The 17463-nt window shown below is 73.6% G+C and carries 14 protein-coding genes and 1 pseudogene; 3 read left to right on the forward strand and 12 right to left on the reverse strand.

The annotated features are described in order from the left end of the window. Positions 1 to 57: 57 nt before the first annotated feature. Together ACGFYH_RS11265 and ACGFYH_RS11270 are read right to left on the reverse strand one after the other, a co-directional pair. Positions 58 to 819 (reverse strand): hypothetical protein, encoded by a 762-nt coding sequence (locus ACGFYH_RS11265; RefSeq protein ID WP_393802878.1) that lies wholly within the window; start codon positions 817 to 819, stop codon positions 58 to 60. A 337-nt stretch (positions 820 to 1156) separates the two neighbouring features. Continuing rightward, positions 1157 to 1345, reverse strand: a pseudogene (locus tag ACGFYH_RS11270) (anti-sigma factor antagonist); the annotation flags it as partial. A gap of 162 nt (positions 1346 to 1507) precedes the next feature. Between ACGFYH_RS11270 and ACGFYH_RS11275 the strand changes: the two are divergent. After that, the gene (locus tag ACGFYH_RS11275) at positions 1508 to 1786 is read left to right on the forward strand and encodes a hypothetical protein (RefSeq protein ID WP_393803100.1); all 279 of its coding nucleotides are present in this window, start codon (positions 1508 to 1510) and stop codon (positions 1784 to 1786) included. 571 nt (positions 1787 to 2357) lie between these two features. Here ACGFYH_RS11275 and ACGFYH_RS11280 read toward each other — a convergent pair. Then, the gene (locus ACGFYH_RS11280) at positions 2358 to 3941 is read right to left on the reverse strand and encodes a glycerol-3-phosphate dehydrogenase/oxidase (protein ID WP_393802879.1); all 1584 of its coding nucleotides are present in this window, start codon (positions 3939 to 3941) and stop codon (positions 2358 to 2360) included. After that, complete coding sequence (locus ACGFYH_RS11285; RefSeq protein ID WP_393802880.1) at positions 3938 to 4555, reverse strand: TetR/AcrR family transcriptional regulator; 618 nt, start codon at positions 4553 to 4555, stop codon at positions 3938 to 3940. Before ACGFYH_RS11285 ends, ACGFYH_RS11280 begins: the two co-directional genes overlap by 4 nt. 71 nt (positions 4556 to 4626) lie before the next feature. On the opposite strand from ACGFYH_RS11285, the gene ACGFYH_RS11290 reads away from it, so the two are divergent. After that, the gene (locus ACGFYH_RS11290; protein ID WP_393802881.1) at positions 4627 to 6225 is read left to right on the forward strand and encodes an FAD-binding oxidoreductase; all 1599 of its coding nucleotides are present in this window, start codon (positions 4627 to 4629) and stop codon (positions 6223 to 6225) included. Between the two features lie 73 nt (positions 6226 to 6298). Then, positions 6299 to 7180: a diacylglycerol kinase family protein gene (locus ACGFYH_RS11295; protein WP_393802882.1), complete on the forward strand. Its 882-nt coding sequence runs from the start codon at positions 6299 to 6301 to the stop codon at positions 7178 to 7180. A 54-nt stretch (positions 7181 to 7234) separates the two neighbouring features. On the opposite strand, the gene catB is transcribed toward ACGFYH_RS11295, so the two are convergent. From catB to ACGFYH_RS11335, 8 genes are all read right to left on the reverse strand, one after another. Then, complete coding sequence (gene catB, locus ACGFYH_RS11300) at positions 7235 to 9514, reverse strand: catalase CatB (RefSeq protein ID WP_393802883.1); 2280 nt, start codon at positions 9512 to 9514, stop codon at positions 7235 to 7237. A gap of 134 nt (positions 9515 to 9648) precedes the next feature. Beyond that, complete coding sequence (locus ACGFYH_RS11305; protein WP_393802884.1) at positions 9649 to 9876, reverse strand: hypothetical protein; 228 nt, start codon at positions 9874 to 9876, stop codon at positions 9649 to 9651. 197 nt (positions 9877 to 10073) lie between these two features. Beyond that, the gene (locus tag ACGFYH_RS11310; protein WP_393802885.1) at positions 10074 to 11969 is read right to left on the reverse strand and encodes a DUF2264 domain-containing protein; all 1896 of its coding nucleotides are present in this window, start codon (positions 11967 to 11969) and stop codon (positions 10074 to 10076) included. Continuing rightward, positions 11966 to 12946 carry a hydroxyacid dehydrogenase gene (locus ACGFYH_RS11315; RefSeq protein ID WP_393803101.1) on the reverse strand — a complete coding sequence of 327 codons (981 nt, stop codon included), beginning with the start codon at positions 12944 to 12946 and terminating at the stop codon, positions 11966 to 11968. The genes ACGFYH_RS11310 and ACGFYH_RS11315 overlap by 4 nt, the downstream gene beginning before the upstream one ends. Before the next feature lie 47 nt (positions 12947 to 12993). Further along, positions 12994 to 13857 carry a carbohydrate ABC transporter permease gene (locus ACGFYH_RS11320; protein WP_393802886.1) on the reverse strand — a complete coding sequence of 288 codons (864 nt, stop codon included), beginning with the start codon at positions 13855 to 13857 and terminating at the stop codon, positions 12994 to 12996. Continuing rightward, positions 13854 to 14843 carry a carbohydrate ABC transporter permease gene (locus tag ACGFYH_RS11325; protein ID WP_393802887.1) on the reverse strand — a complete coding sequence of 330 codons (990 nt, stop codon included), beginning with the start codon at positions 14841 to 14843 and terminating at the stop codon, positions 13854 to 13856. Before ACGFYH_RS11325 ends, ACGFYH_RS11320 begins: the two co-directional genes overlap by 4 nt. A 25-nt stretch (positions 14844 to 14868) precedes the next feature. Beyond that, complete coding sequence (locus tag ACGFYH_RS11330; protein ID WP_393802888.1) at positions 14869 to 16200, reverse strand: ABC transporter substrate-binding protein; 1332 nt, start codon at positions 16198 to 16200, stop codon at positions 14869 to 14871. Between the two features lie 134 nt (positions 16201 to 16334). After that, positions 16335 to 17426 carry a substrate-binding domain-containing protein gene (locus ACGFYH_RS11335; RefSeq protein ID WP_393802889.1) on the reverse strand — a complete coding sequence of 364 codons (1092 nt, stop codon included), beginning with the start codon at positions 17424 to 17426 and terminating at the stop codon, positions 16335 to 16337. Positions 17427 to 17463 lie beyond the last annotated feature (37 nt).

Raw genomic sequence — 17463 nt, forward strand, 5'->3', positions numbered from 1 at the left:
CGCGCGACGGCGCAGCTCAAGCGGATAACGGGAAGGTCGTGCCATGACTCGATCCTTTCATGAAATCGAGTCTCTACTGGAACCGGTGCGGTTCAGAACGGTCCGTACTGCCCAAGGCCAGACGGAGATCACCATCCGCCGCTTCGGCGGCTGCCCCGGACCGGCGGCCTTGCCCCAGCGGACCGCGAGTCCGGCATGGTCACCGAACTCCGGCAGCTTCGCCTGCCGCCGCCAGTCATAAGTCTCCAGACGGGCCATCTCCCGCCGTCGGAGCCCCCAGCCATACATCGTCGTGAACATTGCCAGGTCCCTGGCCGCGGCCAGCGCACCCTTGTGTCCTGCGGCCCTCAGCCGCTTGATCTCCGGATCCATCTGCCTGAAGAAGAGCTTGATCTCCGGCCGTGTCAGCGGCCGGTTGCCGCTGGGCTGGCCCATGTACTCCTGCGAGTGACGCACGGAGTTCAGATCCCGCAGGGCGAAGCCGGCGAACGTGCCGAACCTCTCCATGCAAACCTGCGGCCACTCGTAGGCCGGATCGCTCAGGTAGGTCAGATACAGGGCGAGATCGCCCTGGTAGCCCCGCATGGTCGTCGTGGCCACACTGTCCGCGAGCATGGCTGACCATCGGTCGAACATGGCCAGGTTCCAGACCGGCTCCCACGGGTAGCCGCCCGAGAATGCCTGCACCTGCCGCACAATCCGAGCCCGATCCTTGATCGTCCCCGGCGACAGGCGACGGGCCCTTTGGTGATCGCCGAACCCTTGAAGAGTCTTCTCGAAGACTGCGGCCTCCGGCCGCAGCATCGAGATGCCCTCCACGACATGCAGCCTGGCGACCCCAGGAACGGCGAGCGCACCGCCCGAACTGCCCCGAACCATCCATCACCCTCCGCGACCGGCAACCACTCGCAACATCCATGCGGTGGTGCACCCACCGCACCACCGGTGCAGCGAGTACACCATCCGCAGGAGTTGCGCAGGCCAGATCACGGACAGGACCACTCCATCGAGCGACTATTGAGCACAAGCGGCCAGCTGGAGCGGTACTGTCCAGGCACTTCTCCGCAGCGCGGCTGGTGCAGCCCGCGCAACATTGCCCAGAGTCGGCGGCGCGGTGCGCGGAGATGAGCACGTTGATGCCGCTGGAGTCCAGGAATCCCACCTCACCGAAGTCGACGACCGTCCCCGGGGCCGACTGCACCGACGAGAGCAGGACGTCGCGCAGCTGACCGCTGCCGTCTAGATCGACCTCCCCGGCGAGGGCCACGACGCTGACCCCGTCGCCCGTGGTGGTACGGGTGATCAGCAGCCGCTCCGGCACTGCCGCTCCCTCGAAGTCCGCCATGCCGCCCTCACTTCCCGCGTGTGCCGCATGTGCCGGCCGTCGTCGGTGGCTTGATGTTAAGGCCCGCCACGGCCCGCGTGGGCCACTTGCGCGGACCGGAACGATCCGGCCGGACCGGCTCGACGCGCGCGACGGCGCTCCTCTGACTACGGTCGAAATGTGGTGGCACACACATTCGAGGAGCTCGTGCACAAGCGCCGCGCGGCGGACCTGGCACAACACCGGGTCGAGGAGCTGCGCGACTCGTACGGGCCGCCCACGCAGCACCGGTGGACCCCGCGGCAGTCGCACACCTACGAGACCGCCGTACGGGCCTGGCGCGACCTGGACCAGGACGCGCGGACCGCGATGACGGAGTACGTCAAGGAGGGAGGCCAGTCCCGGCACAAGATCGAGGCAAAGGTCCGCAAGGCCGTCCAGGACGACGGCCGGAGCATCTGACCGGGCAGGCCGACCGCCCCTCCGGCCGCCTGCCGCGCGGCGACTCGGCGCTCGGCCGATTCCCGCTCGGCCGATCCGGCAGGCCGGGACGGACCACCGTCCCGGCCTGCCGGGCAGCTCGGGCAGCGCCCGTCCCGCACGGGCCGGGACGGACGCGGCCCCGCCCGTGCGGAACGGGGTGCCGGGCAGCTTGGATCCGCAGGGGTCGGCCGGACTCCGCGCGTCGGCCCGTGCGGCGGGCCCATTCGCTCGGCGTCTTCCGCCAGGCCGGCTGCCCCAGACCGCCATCTGCCCGGCCGGTTCCGGCCCGGTCGGGGACGGGTCCGTCGGTGCTGTCGCGCCGCGGCGCACGCGGGCGGCTCCGCCCTGTGGATTCCAGGCCTCGGCGGGCTCCGGGGTTTCGGTCCCGCCGGGTCGGGCGTCGGCCGGTGTCGGTCCGGTCTGTTCGTGTGCGGGTGGTCTTGGTGGTGGGCGGGCTCCGGCGCGGTTTCGGCCCCGCCCGGTCCGGGGCCGGTCCCGGCTCGGTGTTCGGCCACGCCAGGTTCCGGCGCCGCCGTGGCGTCAGGCGGCCTCAGACCCGGCCCGCCGTGACCTCGCCGACGAGGTCGCGTGCGGCGTCCAGGGCCGCTGCCCGGTCCTCGGGGACCAGGCCGATGCGGGTACGCCGGTCCAGCAGGTCGGCCTCGTCGAGAGCGCCCTCGTGGCGCAGTGCCCACAGCAGTTCGGCCCCGGTGACGGGGTGCCCCGGCAGCACACGCCCGGCGAGGCGGGGGTCCCGGGCGGCGAGGGCCTGGACCGCCGGGGCCTCGGTGCCGTAGAGCCGTACCAGGCGGCGCGGTGCCCGTACCCCGGTCAGGGTGTGGGGGGCGGCGGCGCCGACCAGGGGCAGCGCGGCGGTGGGAGACGGTCCGGCGGCCAGACCACGGGCGGCGACGGCGGCGTCCACGGCGTCCTCGGCCATGCGCCGGTACGTGGTGAGCTTGCCGCCGACCACGGTGATCACGCCCTCGGAGGAGGTGAGCACCGCGTGCCGGCGCGAGACGTCCGCCGTGCGGGGCCCTGCGCCGGGCCGGTCCGGCGGGGTGGTGTCGAGCAGGGGGCGCAGACCCGCGAAGGCGCCGGCCACGTCCTCGCGGCGTACCGGCACGTCCAGCACCGAGCCGAGCACGTCGAGCAGGAAGCCGATGTCTGCCTCGGGCACCTCCGGCACGTCCGGGATGTCCCCGGCCACGGGCTCGTCGGTCAGACCGACGTACACACGGCCGTCGCCCTGGGGCAGGACGAGGACGAAGCGGTTGGTCTCCCCGGGGACCGGCACGTGCAGGCCGGCCGGGAGCGGGCCGAGGTGTCCGGAGCGCAGGACGAGGTGGGTGCCGCGGGATGGGCGGACGCGGATGCCGTCCACGAGGCCGCCGGCCCACACCCCTGAGGCGTTGACCACCGCGCGGGCCCTGATCACCCCCTCCTCGCCGGTCAGCTCGTCGCGTACCCGGGCGCCCGACCCGGTCAGCTCAAGCGCCCTGAGCCGGGTCAGGATCCGGGCGCCGCGGGCCGCCGCCGTCCGGGCGAGCGCGGTCACCAGCCGGGCGTCGTCGGCGAGCCGGCCGTCCCAGGACAGCAGGCCGCCGCGCAGCCGGTCCGAGCGCAGCGCCGGGGCGAGGTGGCGGGTCTCCACCGCGGACAGCCGGCGCGGCGCGGGCAGCGTGGCCCGGGCGGTGCGCGCCGCGAGACGCAGGGTGTCACCGGCCCGGAAACCGGCCCACGCCAGGGCGCCCTGACCGCGGGAGACCAGGGGGGTGAGCGGCAGCACGAACGGCTGGGCGCGTACCAGGTGGGGCGCCGTGCGCTGCATCAGCACGCCGCGCTCCACCGCGCTCTCGTGGGCGACGTCGAGCTGGCCGGAGGCGAGGTAGCGCAGACCGCCGTGGATGAGCTTGGAGCTCCAGCGGGAGGTGCCGAAGGCCAGGTCGTGGGCGTCCACGGCGACGACGCTCAGGCCGCGTGCCGCGGCGTCCAGGGCGGCGCCGGCACCCGTCGCGCCGAGCCCGACGACCAGGACGTCCACGACGGGACCGCCCACCGCCTCGGCGAGTTCGCGCGAGCGCCGCGCGGCGGACAGGGAGGCCCCGGCGGCGGGGCGGTCGGCAGGGCTCATGGCGCGAGGGTCCTCTCCAGGATGGTGCGCAGCTCCGCGAGCAGGGCGGCGGCGGTCAGCCCTGCGTCCTCCTCGTCGGCCATGGTCCGCAGCGACAGGGCGAAGGACTGGACGACCAGCAGTACCGACCGTGCCTGCCGCCCGGCGTGGACGCGGCGTACCGACCCGTCGGCGTGGCCCTCGTCGAGCGCGTCGGCCAACAGACCCAGCAGGGCCTCCTGGCTCGCCCCGCGCCGGTCCAGGACGTAGGGCAGGAGCAGCTCGGGATCGACGTCGACGATCTTGCAAAAGAGCGGGTGGGCGCGGAACGCCTCCACTCCGGTCACGAGGCCCTCGACGATGCGCGAGCGGGTGTCCGTGCCCGCGCGGGGCTCGGGCATGGCGCCGGTGGCCACCGCGGTCCATTCCCGGGTCATCAGGTCACCGACCAGGGTCCGCACGTCCGGCCAGCGCCGGTACAGCGTCATCCGGGAGAGGCCGGCGCGGCGGGCGACGTCGGTCATCGTCGTGCGGCGCACCCCGACGGCCAGCACGCAGTCGCGCACGGCGTCCAGCACCGTGTCGTTGTCCGAGGCGGGCTGCCGGCTCGCATGGTTGTGACGGTTAGGCGTCATGTGTAACAGTGTAACGCCCAGCGGGGTGGTGCGTACGGCGCCCCTCGCAGCGACCGTGAGGACGACAGGCCATGGACATGCTGTGGAACGGCTGGGGCGACCCGGCCAGGGCGACGCCGCTGTCCGGCGCGGTGACCGGGCTGCTGCGCGAGCTGCTCGGCGTCGAACCCCGCACCGCCGCCCCCCTCCCGCTCCAGGAGATCGACGTTCCCGTCTCGCCGCTGGGCGAAGCCGCCCGCCGCGCGCTGGAGGCCGCGGTCACGGGCCGCGAGGAAGACGTACGCACGGACGCGGAGAGCCGCATCCGGCACACCCGCGGCAAGTCCACCCCCGACCTGCTGCGGATGCGGGCCGGCGATGTCACCGACACCCCGGCCGCCGTCGTCCTGCCCGACCGGCACGACGAGGTGCTCGCGGTGCTGGCCGTCTGCGCGGAGCACGGCCTGGCCGTCGTCCCCTTCGGCGGCGGCACCTCCGTCGTCGGCGGTCTCGCCCCCGGGCGCGAGAGCACGGTCGTCGCCCTCGACCTGCGGCGCATGAACCGCCTCCTCGACCTCGACGAGGTCTCCCGCACCGCCACCCTCCAGCCCGGCCTGCGCGCCCCGGAGGCCGAGGCGCTGCTCGCCGGACACGGGTACACGCTCGGCCACTTCCCGCAGTCCTACGAGTGGGCCACCATCGGCGGTTTCGCCGCCACCCGCTCCAGCGGACAGGCCTCGGCCGGCTACGGCCGTTTCGACGAGATGGTCCTCGGCCTCACCCTCGCCACCCCCGAAGGCACCCTCGACGCGGGCCGCGCCCCGCGCTCGGCGGCCGGGCCGGACCTGCGCCAGCTCGTCCTGGGATCCGAGGGCGCCTTCGGCGTCATCACGTCCGTCACCGTGCGCGTGCGGCCCGTGCCGAAGGTCCGCCGCTACGAGGGCTGGCGCTTCGCCTCCTTCGACGAGGGCGCCGCGGCCCTGCGCCGGCTCGCCCAGGACGGTCCGCGCCCCACGGTGCTGCGGCTGTCCGACGAGACCGAGACCCTGGTCGGCCTCGCCCGGCCCGACGCCATCGGCGCCTCCCCGGACAGGCAGCACGCCGGATGCCTGGCGGTCGTCGGCTTCGAGGGCACCGGGGAGGACACCGCGCACCGCCGCGAGGGCGCCGCCGCCGTCCTGCGCGAGAGCGGCGGCACCTTCGCCGGCGAGGAACCGGGGGAGCGCTGGGCCCACGGCCGCTACTCGGCGCCGTACCTGCGCGACGCCCTCCTAGACGCCGGGGCGCTCGCCGAGACGCTGGAGACGGCGGCCTACTGGTCCCGCCTCCCCGCCCTGTACACCGCCGTTGGGGAGGCGCTCACCCGCACTCTCACCGAGTCCGGCACCCCGCCCCTGGTCATGTGCCACATCTCGCACGTCTACGAGAACGGCGCCTCCCTGTACTTCACGGTCGTCTCCGCCCGGGGCGACGACACCCTGGCGCACTGGGCCCGGGCCAAGCGCGCCGCCAGCGAGGCGATCCTCGCCGCGGGCGGCACCATCACCCACCACCACGCGGTGGGCACCGACCACCGCGACTGGTACGTCCGGGAGGCCGGCCCGCTCGGCGTCGAGGCCCTGCGCGCCGTCAAACGGAGCCTGGACCCCGCCGGACTGCTCAGCCCGGGTGTCCTGCTGCCCCCCGGCTGACCCCGGCGCACGGCCCGCCCCCACCACCGTGAGACAACAGTCCGGCATCACCCGTCAGCCCGGAGGCACATCGATGCGACAGTTCACCGCCGTGGTCAACCCCACCGCGGGCGGCGCCACCTCGGCCGCCGCGCTTCTCGGGGTGGCCCGGCCGCTGCGGGAGGCGGGGGCCGGGCTGGAGACCGAGTACAGCCACAGCCTGGCGCACGCCCGTGAACTCGCCCGGCGGGCCGGGGAGCGCGGCCGGGTCGTGCTCGCCGTCGGTGGCGACGGCATGGCGGGCGGGATCGGCGGCGCCCTCAGCGGCACCGGCGCCGTGCTCGGGCTCGTCCCGGCAGGACGCGGCAACGACTTCGCCCGGGCGCTGAAGCTGCCCACCGGACCCGCGGAACTGGCCCGGGTGCTGCTGCACGGCGAACCGCGCCCCGTCGACACCGTCGAGGTCACCTCCGCCGTCCACGACCGCACCGTCGTGCTCGGCAGCGTGTACGCCGGTGTCGACGCGCTCGCCAACCGGCACGCCAACCACGCGCGGCTGCTGCGCGGCACCGCCTCCTACTACGCGGGCGCGCTGCGGGCCGTCGCGGGCTGGCGCGCGACGGGCTACCGGGTCACGGTCGACGGCGAGGAGCACGCCTTCACCGGTTACACGGTGGTGGCCGCCAACTCCGGCTACTACGGCTTCAACCGCCTCGTCGCCCCTTCCGCCCGCGTCGACGACGGCCTGCTCGACGTGGTGATGATCCACGAGGCGCCGCGGCGGCTGTTCTTCGCCCTGATGAACGAACTCGCGACGGGCGCCCACGTCCACCGGCCCCAGGTACGCGTCCTGCGCGGGCGGGAAATCAGGATCGAGGCGGACCGGGCCATCCCCTACGGCGCCGACGGCGAGGTCGAGGCCGTCGTCCCGGTCACGGCCAGGGTGCTGCCCGGCGCGCTGCGCGTCCTGTGCTGAACACACCGCGGGGCCGGACACCGGCGTCGGCGTCCGGCCCCGCGGTCACGCGGATCAGCCCCGGGGAGTGGTGAAGCGTTCCCACACCCGGTGCGAGCCCATCAGCTCCGTGACCCGTTCCAGGGCCGCCGTACCGGAGTCCGCCACGACCACACCCGCGGCGTCGGCGGGCACGCCGGACGCCGCCAGCGCGGTGTCACCGCCCGCCCAGACGCCGATCGCCTTGCCGTGCCGGAACGCCTCCGACACCAGCAGACTCACCCGCGGGTCGACCGTCCCCTGGCCCGCGGGCGCCGGGCCTGCCTTGTAGTCCCGCGGGGTGTAGGCGTCGCCGCCCATGTCGGGGGCGCCCGCCAGCAGGACGGCGTCGAACTCGACCGACCGCGCGGTGACGTAGCTGCGCTGGACGGTCAGCGCCTCCTCGCCCGACCCGAGGGTGCCGCCGGTCGGTGCCACGATCAGCGGCACCATACCGGCGTTCAGCACCGCCTCCCGCACCGCCGTGACACCCTCCAGATCCGCCCCGCCGGTCACGATGCCGACGACCCTGCCGTCCAGCGGCCAGGTACCGCCCACCTGGGACAGCGCCGGGCTGGGCTCGACGTCGGCCGGCGGCACGGTCGGCTGCGGGGCGGGCAGGCCGAGGCCCTCGGCGACGCCCGCGCACAGCTCGGGGTCGATGTTGGCCAGCACCTGGAGCGTCCGTTCCCGGATGGCCTGCTCGTAGCACTTGGCCAGTTCGAAGGTGTAGGCGCCGATGATGTGCTCGCGCTCCACCGGGCTCATGCTCAGCCAGAACCGCCGCGGCTGGCTGAAGTGGTCCGCGAACGTCTCGGGCGCCTCACGGACCTTCCTGCCCTCCGGGACCCGCACGGGCGCCTCGACGAACGCGCTCATGTCCGCGCCCGCGGTGAACGGGCAGCCGCCGTCCAGGGAGTTGGGCCGGTAGGGAGCCACGCCCCGGTGCACGGCCGTCTGGTGCATGCCGTCGCGCAGCATGTCGTTGACCGGTGCCTGCGGCCGGTTGATCGGCAGCTGCGGGAAGTTGGGGCCGCCCAGGCGGGTGATCTGCGTGTCCAGGTACGAGAACAGCCGCCCCGCGAGCAGCGGGTCGTCGGTGACGTCGATGCCGGGCACGAGGTGGCCCACGTGGAAGGCGACCTGCTCGGTCTCGGCGAAGAAGTTGGACGGGTTGCGGTTCAGGGTCAGCAGGCCGACCGGCTGCACCGGCGCCAGCTCCTCGGGCACGAGGTTGGTCGGGTCGAGCAGGTCGATGCCCTCGAAGGTCTGCTCAGGGTTGTCGGGGAAGGTCTGGATGCCCAGCTCCCACTGCGGATAGGCGCCCGCCTCGATGGCGTCGGCCAGGTCCCGGCGGTGGAAGTCCGGGTCGACGCCGTTGATGATCTGCGCCTCGTCCCACACCAGCGAGTGCACGCCCAGCTTCGGCTTCCAGTGGAACTTCACCAGCGTCGTGGCGCCCTCCGCGTTGACCAGCCGGAAGGTGTGGACGCCGAAGCCCTCCATCATCCGGTAGGAGCGCGGGATACCGCGGTCGCCCATGAAGAAGATGGTGTGGTGGGTCGCCTCGGTGTGCAGCGAGACGAAGTCCCAGAACGTGTCGTGGGCGCTCTGCGCCTGCGGGATCTCCCGGTCGGGGTGCGGCTTCGCGGCGTGCACGACGTCCGGGAACTTGATGGCGTCCTGGATGAAGAAGACCGGGATGTTGTTGCCGACCAGGTCGAAGACGCCCTCACTGGTGTAGAACTTCGTCGCGAAACCGCGGGTGTCCCGCACGGTGTCCGACGACCCCCGCGAGCCGACCACCGTGGAGAACCGCGTGAACACCGGTGTCTCCACGTCCGCGGCCAGGAAACCGGCCTTGGTCACCGAGGCCGCCGTGCCGTAGCTCTGGAACACCCCGTGCGCGCCCGCGCCCCGCGCGTGCACCACGCGCTCCGGGATGCGCTCGTGGTCGAAGTGCATGACCTTCTCGCGCAGATGGTGGTCCTGCAGCAGCACGGGACCGCGCGGCCCGGCCTTCAGCGAGTGGTCGGTGTCGTACAGCCGCGTCCCCTGAGCGTCCGTCAGACGGCTGCCGGACTGCGCCACCCGCGCCTGGTCGGCGCCCGTGGGCTGACCGGTCGGTGACACGGTGTCCGGGCCGCTCTGGTCCGGCTTCGGAGGCAGGGGCTCGCGGGGCTCGGTGGGCTCGGCGACGGGGGGCGACTCGGGGCCGGGCCTGCCGGGGATCCCGTCCGGCGGTCCGCCGGCCTCTCCGTGCAGGCCCTCGGTCACCTTGCGGGCCGCTCGCTTGAGGGGGTTGGCCTCGCTCATCAGCCTTTCTCCGTTCTGGGCGGGCCGCTGCACGCGCCCGGTCGTGTTCGAGTACCGACTGCCGTGGTGGGCCGTGACCGCGTACCCAGCGTTCGGGACTCAAGGCATGGGCGCGAGGATCGGGGGCGGTCGGCTCAGGTGATGATCTGTCCGTCGTGGACGCCGCCCCGGCACCGGGCCGTGAAGGCGCCCGTCCCCTCCCCGTCCGCCGAGATGATGATCAGCCCGCCGCCCCGCAGGCACTCGTCGGCCGTCACGTCGCCCGGAGCGTACGGGGCACGGGGCGCGGCGGCCTGCGCCGGAACGGCGCACAGGAGCGACACGGCCAGGGCCGCGCTCACGGCCCATGAGGACTTGCGCATGGCGGAGACTCCTTCTCACCGGTGCCGTACCAGCGTCACCGCCCCGGACGGGGCGCGCCACCGGAGGCGCGCGCACGGGGGAGGGCCCCGGCCGGGAGCTCCCGTCGAGGGCTCTGGCCGGGGCCCCGAAGTACCCCTGGTGTGCTGATGCGCCGTCCGGCCCGGGGCCGTCCCGGCCAGCCGGGCCCAGCCCTGGCCTAACCCGCCGTGTGCGTGACCCGTACCGGATCGAACGAGACCCGGGTGCGGGCGCCGTCGGTCGCCCAGACCACCTCCACGTCGTTCTCGCCGGGCACCACCTCCGCGACGGCGTCTGCCGCCGGGACGCTCCCCGGCCCACCGGTCAGCGCGGCCAGGCCCACGTGCACGGAGGTGCCGCCCGCCGCACCGGACAGCCGGGGCAGCTCCGCCCACGGCACGAACGCGGTGCCCTGCGGGGCGCGTACGGTCTCCGCCCCGGGAGCCCAGCCGTGCAGGCCGTGCAGCGCGGAGACCAGGGGCTCCCCCGGTCCCGTGGCCCACCCGGTGTGCGTGACACGCGCCCCGGCCGGCGCCCCGACCACCCGGTGCACCCGCAGTTCGTAGGGCCCCCGGGCCACGGTCACGCTCTCCACCCGCAGCCCCGGCACCATCGGCGGCCCGCCGTCGAACACCGGCCGGTGCCAGGACGCCGCCCAGCCCCAGCCGTCGCCCTGCCCCGCCCCCAGCGGACGGACGCGGCGTCGCACACTGGACCGGCCGTTCACCACGACCGACAGGTGGTTGTCCGCCACGTTCTCCCGCGCCGTGGGCCCCGTCCGGGTCGAGTAGGCCTGCCGGCCGTAGTACGGGTCGTCCTCGGCCGCCGACTCGCCCTCGTGCGGCCGGACATGGTCGCTGCCGTGGTTGTGCAGCCGTACGATCCCGTCGCCGCGGGTCGCCTGCACCAGCAGCCCGGGTCCGGGCAGCGCCAGGACACGGTCCGCCTCCTCCACCGGCGCCGGCTCCTCCACGGCGGTCCACAGCGGGTGGTCCGCCGGGGCGAGGAGCGACACGAACGCCTTCGACGCCCAGTAGGGGGAGGCCGGGCCCGAGTAGGGCTGCAGGGTCGCCTCGTGCGGGCCGTACCAGCCCAGGCTGAGCAGCCCCTCGTCGGTCAGCGCACCGCGGTCCAGGAAGTACCGCAGGCTGCCGCTCGCCAGCCGCCGCGAGGCACCCGGCGTGAGCGGGGTGTGCCCGGTCAGCGCGCCCAGGCCCACGGCCGCCGACGCGGCGAAGCGGTAGGTGAGCGAGCGGCCGAAGTGCAGCGGCGCGCCATCGGAGCCGAACATCAGCCCGAAGCCGTCCAGGTGGGCGCGCAGCCGGTCCCCGTACCGGGCCAGGGCGTCGGTGTCGCCGCCGAGGTGGGCGTCGAGCACCGGGTAGAGGTGCAGCGCCCAGCCGTTGTAGTGGTCGAAGGCGCGTCCGTCGCCGTCGGCGTACCAGCCCTCGCCCCGGTACCAGCCCTCCATCAGCTCCAGCGCCCGCTTCCGGGCCTTGGCCGTCTCCGCGTCGCCGCGGCCGACCGACTCCAGGAACCCGGCGACCGTGTACGGGAACAGGTACCAGTTGTTGGGCGCCGGCACGTGCCGCAGCGCCCCGCGCAGCCACTCCTCCACCCGGTCCTGGACCCCGGCGCCGAGGTTCCTCCACAGCCACGGCGCGCTCACCCGCAGCCCGAGCGCGACCGACGCCGACTCGACCATCGGCTGGCCCCGCACGTCGTGGTCGAGAATCAGCGGCCAGGACTCGGTGTCGTCGCGGCCGGGGGAAAAGGTGCCAGAGGCGAGGCCGCGCGCGTAGCGGTCCAGCCAGCCGTGCGGGTCCTCGCCCTTCGCGCCCGCGACGCGGAAGGCGGCCGCGAGGAACGTCCGCGCGAAGCCCTCGAGACCGTCGGAACGCGTCCCCGAGCGCGAGGGCCGTCCCGGCAGGTCGAGCAGGGCGCACCCGGGGGTGCTCCAGCGCCAGGCGGCCGTCAGCAGCCCGTCCGCGACGGCCTCCCAGTGGGCCCGGGTGCAACCGGTGTACGGGCTCGACACACGGTCCTCGGTGGGCAGTTCGAACGGGATGCTCATGCCAGGAACGCCAGCCTTTCGCGTCGTACGGGGTGGAGGAAGCCGGCACCGGTCGCCCAGCGGGTCGTCTCGGCGAGCGCGAGGTCGGCCAGGCGGCGCCACTCGTTGCCCTCGGAGCCGGCGAGGTGCGGGGTGATCAGAGCGTGCTCGCAGTCCCACAGCGGGTGGTCCGCCGGGAGCACCTCGGGGTCGGTGACGTCCAGCACGGCCCGGATCCGGCCCGCCACCACGGCGTCGGTGAGCGCCTCCTGGTCGACTACCGCCCCGCGGGAGGTGTTGATCAGCACCGCGCCGGCCGGCATCGCGTCGATCAGCGAACGGCCGACCAGCCGACGGGTCGTGGGCAGCAGCGGGGTGTGCACGCTGACCGTGTCGCAGCGCGCGAACAGCTCCGGCAGCCCCACCTTCTCGACACCCAGCTCGGCGGCCTCCGCCTCGCTCACGAACGGGTCGTGCAGGAGGACCTCGACGTCGTGCGGCCGCAGCAGTTCGACGACCCGGCGGCCGATCAGCGAGGCCGACAGGATGCCGACCGTGCGCCGGTAGTTGCCGACGCCGCGCGAGGTGCGCAGCCAGTCGCCGCGGGTGCGGGACAGCCGGAAGTCGCGGGCCCGCTCCAGTACCCGTTTGCCGGTGAGCAGGATCATGCCGAGGGTGTACTCGGCCACCGGCACCGCGTTGGCGGCGGCGGCCGAGGACACCTCGATCCCCCGCTCCCAGCACGCGTCCGTGACATGCCCGCGGACACTGCCCGCCGTGTGCACCACCGCCCGCAGCCGGGGCGCCGCCCGCAGCACCCCGGCGTCCAGGGGCGGACAGCCCCAGCCGGTGATCAGCAGCTCCACGTCCGCCAGTACGGATCTCGCCCGCGGCGTGGACAGGGCGTCGAGCACGGGGAACGGCGCGAGGTCGCAGACCCGGCGGAACGCGGCGAGCGACTGGGGGTCGAGGACGGCCGAGGCGGCGTCCGGGGACATGGCCACGGCGGCACGGGGCAGCCGGGGCCCGTCGGGGGCGTGCGGGGTCACTTGACGGCTCCGGCGGTCAGGCCGCTGCGCCAGAAACGCTGGAGCAGCACGAAGGCGAGGATGAGCGGCAGTACGGCGAGCAGTGAGCCCATGATCACCACGGGGTAGTACTCGGGCGACACGGACGCCGAACTGTTCCACTGGTACAGGCCGAGACTGACGGGATACAGGTCCTGGTCGGACAGCATCACCATGGGCAGGAAGAAGTTGTTCCAGATCGCGGTCAGCTGGAAGAGGAAGACGGTGATCAGACCGGGCCCGAGCATCCTGAGCGCCACCCGGGCGTACGTGGTCAGTTCACCCGCCCCGTCCACGCGCGCCGCCTCCAGCACCTCGTCGGGCACGTAGCCCCGCGCGAAGACGCGGCCGAGGTAGACGCCGAACGGGTTGAACAGCACCGGGATGAACACCGCCCAGAAGGTGTTGACCAGGCCGGCCTCCGAGGCCATCAGGTACAGCGGCAGCGCGAGCACCGTCTGCGGCACCATCACAGCGGCCAGCACCAGGCCGAACAGCTTCTCCTTGTGCCGGAAGCGGTACTTGTCGAAGGCGTAGCCGCAGGCCACGCTCACCAGCGCGCCGACGGCGGCGCCGATCACCGCGTACAGCAGGCTGTTGACGTACCAGCGGCCGTACAGCCCGCCGTCCATGGCGAACAGGTCCCTGAGGTTCTGCAGGAACGAGAAGTCGCTCAGCGACAGCAGGTCGCTGCCGAACAGGGCGTCGCGGTTCTTCGAGGAGGCCAGCACCAGCCACAGCACCGGCAGCAGCGTGTAGAGGACGGAGACGGCGACGACCAGGTTGACGGTGGCGCGGCCCAGCAGCCGCGGGCGGAACGGGGAGCTGTCGGTGGCGCTCATCGGGCCTCCTCGGCGGCGTCGGCGCGGCTGGTGAAGCGGGTGACGCCGTAGGACAGGGCGATGGTGCACACCAGCAGGACGACCGAGGCGGCCGCCGCGAGACTGTAGTTGTTGCGGGTGAAGGCCGCGTCGTAGACGTACATGCTGGGCGAGAAGCGTGAGTTGATCATGGGGGAGGACTGGCTGAGCAGCATCGGCTCGGTGAAGAGCTGCAGCGCCCAGATCAGGGTGAAGATGGCGACCATGACGATCGAGGCGCGCACCAGCGGCGTCTTGACCTGCAGCGCGGTGCGCACCGGCCCCGCGCCGTCGACGACGGAGGCCTCGATCACCTCGCGGGGCACGGCCTGGAGGGCGGCGTAGAAGACGACCATGTTGTAGCCGAGGTTGCTCCACAGGGCGATGTTCACGATGGACGGGATCACCGTGTGGATGCCGAGGAAGTCGATCGTGATGTCGCCCTTCGCGAACAGCTCGATGACCGGGCTGATGCCGGGCGTGTACAGGTACAGCCAGATCAGGGCCGCGATGATGCCGGGCACCGCGTGCGGCAGGAAGAGGCCGAGCTGGGCGAGGGCGCGCAGCCGGACCGCGCCGGAGTCCAGCAGCAGGGCGAGGGCGAGCGCGCCGACGACCATCAGGGGGATGTAGATCAGGCAGTACAGGGCGACCGTGCCCAGCCCGCCGAGGAAGGTGGGGTCGGTCAGCACGGCCGTGTAGGAGCGCGGTCCGACGAAGACCGTGCGCTCGGGGCCGAAACCGAGGCCGGGCTGGTCCTCACTGAAGAAGCTGAGGTAGACGGCGGTGCCGACGGGGATCAGGAAGACGGTGACCAGCAGGGCGAAGAACGGCGTCATGAGGACGCCGGCGGCGGTCAGTTGACGGCGCTTGGCCGCTCGGCGGGCGCGCAGGCCCGAGGCGGAGGGTGCCGGGGAGGCGGCGAGGGCCGCACCGGTCGGCACCCGGGAGCGGGTGGTCGTGGTCATGGGGTGTCACCTGCCTTTCGTCGGCTCAGGTGCTGTGCTGGGTGGTGGACAGGCCCAGGGCCCTGAGGTCGGGCATGGTGCCCTCCTGCGCGTTCCGCAGTGACTCGACGAGACTGCCCTGACCACCGCTGACGCGGGCGAAGGAGTCCTGCATGACCTTCTGGGTCGCGCTCATCCGCGGGCCCCACAGCCACTGCTCGCCGATCTTGTGGGCCTCCTGCTCGAACAGGGTGTAGATGTCCTGTCCGCCGTAGTACGACCGGTCGAAGGCGTCGCGGCCCACGGAGACCAGGCCGGGTGCGGCCGGGTACTGGCTGCTGGCGCCGCTGGAGAGACGGGCGCGCAGGGCGTCGGGGTGGGAGACCTGCCACTCGATGAACTCCATGGCGGCCTCCGGGTGCTCGCTGTCCTCGGTGACCGCGAAGGTCGAGCCGCCGTGTGTGCCGGCCGAGGGGCTGGAGGTGTCCCACTGCGGCAGCGGCGCGATGCGCCACCGGCCCTTCTGTCCGGGCCGCGCGTTCATCTGGGCGCCCGCGTCCCAGGCGCCGCTGTGCCGGGTGAGGACCAGCCCGTCGCCGATCTGCGCGTCGGACTGCCTGCTCTCCACGGCGTTCATGAAGACGTCGTCCCGGTCGATCAGCCCCTGCCAGTACTCCGCGACCCGCCGGGAGGGCGCGTCGGCCAGGGAGACGTTCCAGGCGCCCCTGGAGGTGTCGAACCACTGGGCGCCCGCCTGCCAGGCGTAGCAGGCGAACTGTGTCATCCCGTCGGTGGGGAACAGCACCAGGCGGCGGTCGGGTGCCTCGCGGCGCACGGTCGCGGCCTGCTCCGCGAACTCGTCCCAGGTGCGCGCGGGTTCGAGCCCGTAGCGGTCGAAGAGGTCGGCGCGGTAGTGCATCACCATGGGCTCGACGTCCAGCGGGACGGCGAACACCCGGCGTTCGAAGGTGGTCAGGCCGAGCGCCTGCGGCAGCAGCTTGCGGCGCAGACCGTCGCTGACCAGGTCCGTGACGTCGCGGGCGACGCCGTCGATGGCGAACCCGGGCACCTGCGGGTACTCCAGGGTGGCGACATCGGGCGCGTTGCCGGCCCGGGCGGCGTTGCTGAGCTTGGCGTAGCCGCCCTGCCCGCCGGAGGGGATCTGCTGGAACTCCACCTGGATGGTCCGGTGCGTGCGGTTGAACGCGTCGACCACTTCCTGGCTGCCGCGCAGGGCGGACCAGAAGGTGATGCGCGTGGTGGTGCCCGCGCGGGCCGACGATGCGTCGTTCCCCCCGCTGCAGGCGCTCACGGCTCCTGTCAGGGGTAGGGCGGCCATCGCGGCCAGCACGGAGCGACGGCTGTGTCGTCCGGGCATGGCGCCTCCCGCGGATCCTGCGGGCCCGCGAGGGTGCGGACCCGGCTGTTCGGGACACGGGAATACTGATCGCCCTGAGTCAAACGGTCAATAGATCGATCAGAAGAAAATAAAACGCTCAAACGCTCAAACGCTCATTCGGTCGAGCGATCCGTCGAGCCCCGCACCATCAGCCGCGGCAGCAGTTCGACACGCCGGCCCGGCCGGCTGCCGGGCGCCTCGGCCAGCCGCTGGAGCAGCAGCTCCGCCGCCGTGCGCCCGACCTCCGCCTTCGGCGGCGACACGGCGGTCAGCGGCGGCGACGCCAGTCCGGCCACCACATCGTCGTACGCCACGACCGAGCAGTCCCGCGGCACCTGCGTCCCGTCCTCCGCGAGCCGCTGGACGACCATGAGCGCGTCCACGTCGCCGTGCAGCACCACCGCCGTCGCGCCGACCCCGCGCATCAGCGCCGGCAGCTCGGCCGTCTCGTCCGCCGAGTACGGCCCGTCGGCGCCCGCCTCGGGCGCGACGAGCGTCCACGCCCACCGCTCCACCAGCGGATGCGCCCCCGCGATCTCGGTGAAGGCGGTACGCAGTGAGCGGGCGGTCGGGCTGTCGTGACGGGTGGCGAACACCATGCGCCGGTGACCGAGCCCCACCAGGTGCTCCACCGCCAGATGCGCGCCGTACCAGTGGTCCGAGCACACCGAGTCCAGGGCGTGCAGCGCGCTGCCGCGCCACGGGCGGCGCTCCATCAGCACCGTCGGCACCCCGGTCCCGGCCAGCCACTCGTGGTCGGCCTCCTCGTCGGCCCGGCCGCGCCAGCGCGGGGCGATCAGCAGGCCGTCCGCGCCGTCCGCCAGCGCCCGCTCCACCAGCGGGCGTTCGGCGCCGGACGCCTGGGGTGCGAGGTGCAGGGCCATGCGCACCCCGGCCTGCTCCAGAACGGTGCGGGCCCCGTGCAGGGTCTCGGTCAGATACGAGTGCCGTACGGGGACCACCACGGCCACCCGGTCCCCGGCCACCGGGGCCGTGTCGGCTGCCGTCTCCCGGGCCGGCACCGTCGACCGGACCACACCGTGCCCGCGCCGCAGCCTGCCCTCCCGCGTCAGCTCCTCGACGTCCCGGCGCACCGTCACGACGGAGACCTGCAACTCGTCGGCGAGGTCACGCACCCGCGCGGTACCGCGCGCCTGGACCGCCGCCAGTATCCGCTGGCGCCTGAGATCGACCGGCTCCCGCATCAGGCCTCCCCACCCATGGATGTTCGTTTGAGCGATT

Origin of the sequence: Streptomyces sp. NPDC048392 (assembly GCF_043200575.1) — a bacterium.
In the GTDB taxonomy this organism is placed as follows: Bacteria; Actinomycetota; Actinomycetes; order Streptomycetales; family Streptomycetaceae; genus Streptomyces.

Coding starts and splice junctions, on each gene's coding strand:
- ACGFYH_RS11310 (WP_393802885.1), bottom strand. CDS start 11,969: ATGAGCATCCCGTTCGAACTGCCCACCGAGGACCGTGTGTCGAGCCCG.
- ACGFYH_RS11335 (WP_393802889.1), bottom strand. CDS start 17,426: ATGCGGGAGCCGGTCGATCTCAGGCGCCAGCGGATACTGGCGGCGGTC.
- ACGFYH_RS11280 (WP_393802879.1), bottom strand. CDS start 3,941: ATGAGCCCTGCCGACCGCCCCGCCGCCGGGGCCTCCCTGTCCGCCGCG.
- ACGFYH_RS11320 (WP_393802886.1), bottom strand. CDS start 13,857: ATGAGCGCCACCGACAGCTCCCCGTTCCGCCCGCGGCTGCTGGGCCGC.
- ACGFYH_RS11285 (WP_393802880.1), bottom strand. CDS start 4,555: ATGACGCCTAACCGTCACAACCATGCGAGCCGGCAGCCCGCCTCGGAC.
- ACGFYH_RS11330 (WP_393802888.1), bottom strand. CDS start 16,200: ATGCCCGGACGACACAGCCGTCGCTCCGTGCTGGCCGCGATGGCCGCC.
- ACGFYH_RS11295 (WP_393802882.1), top strand. CDS start 6,299: ATGCGACAGTTCACCGCCGTGGTCAACCCCACCGCGGGCGGCGCCACC.
- ACGFYH_RS11325 (WP_393802887.1), bottom strand. CDS start 14,843: ATGACCACGACCACCCGCTCCCGGGTGCCGACCGGTGCGGCCCTCGCC.
- catB (WP_393802883.1), bottom strand. CDS start 9,514: ATGAGCGAGGCCAACCCCCTCAAGCGAGCGGCCCGCAAGGTGACCGAG.
- ACGFYH_RS11315 (WP_393803101.1), bottom strand. CDS start 12,946: ATGTCCCCGGACGCCGCCTCGGCCGTCCTCGACCCCCAGTCGCTCGCC.
- ACGFYH_RS11305 (WP_393802884.1), bottom strand. CDS start 9,876: ATGCGCAAGTCCTCATGGGCCGTGAGCGCGGCCCTGGCCGTGTCGCTC.
- ACGFYH_RS11290 (WP_393802881.1), top strand. CDS start 4,627: ATGGACATGCTGTGGAACGGCTGGGGCGACCCGGCCAGGGCGACGCCG.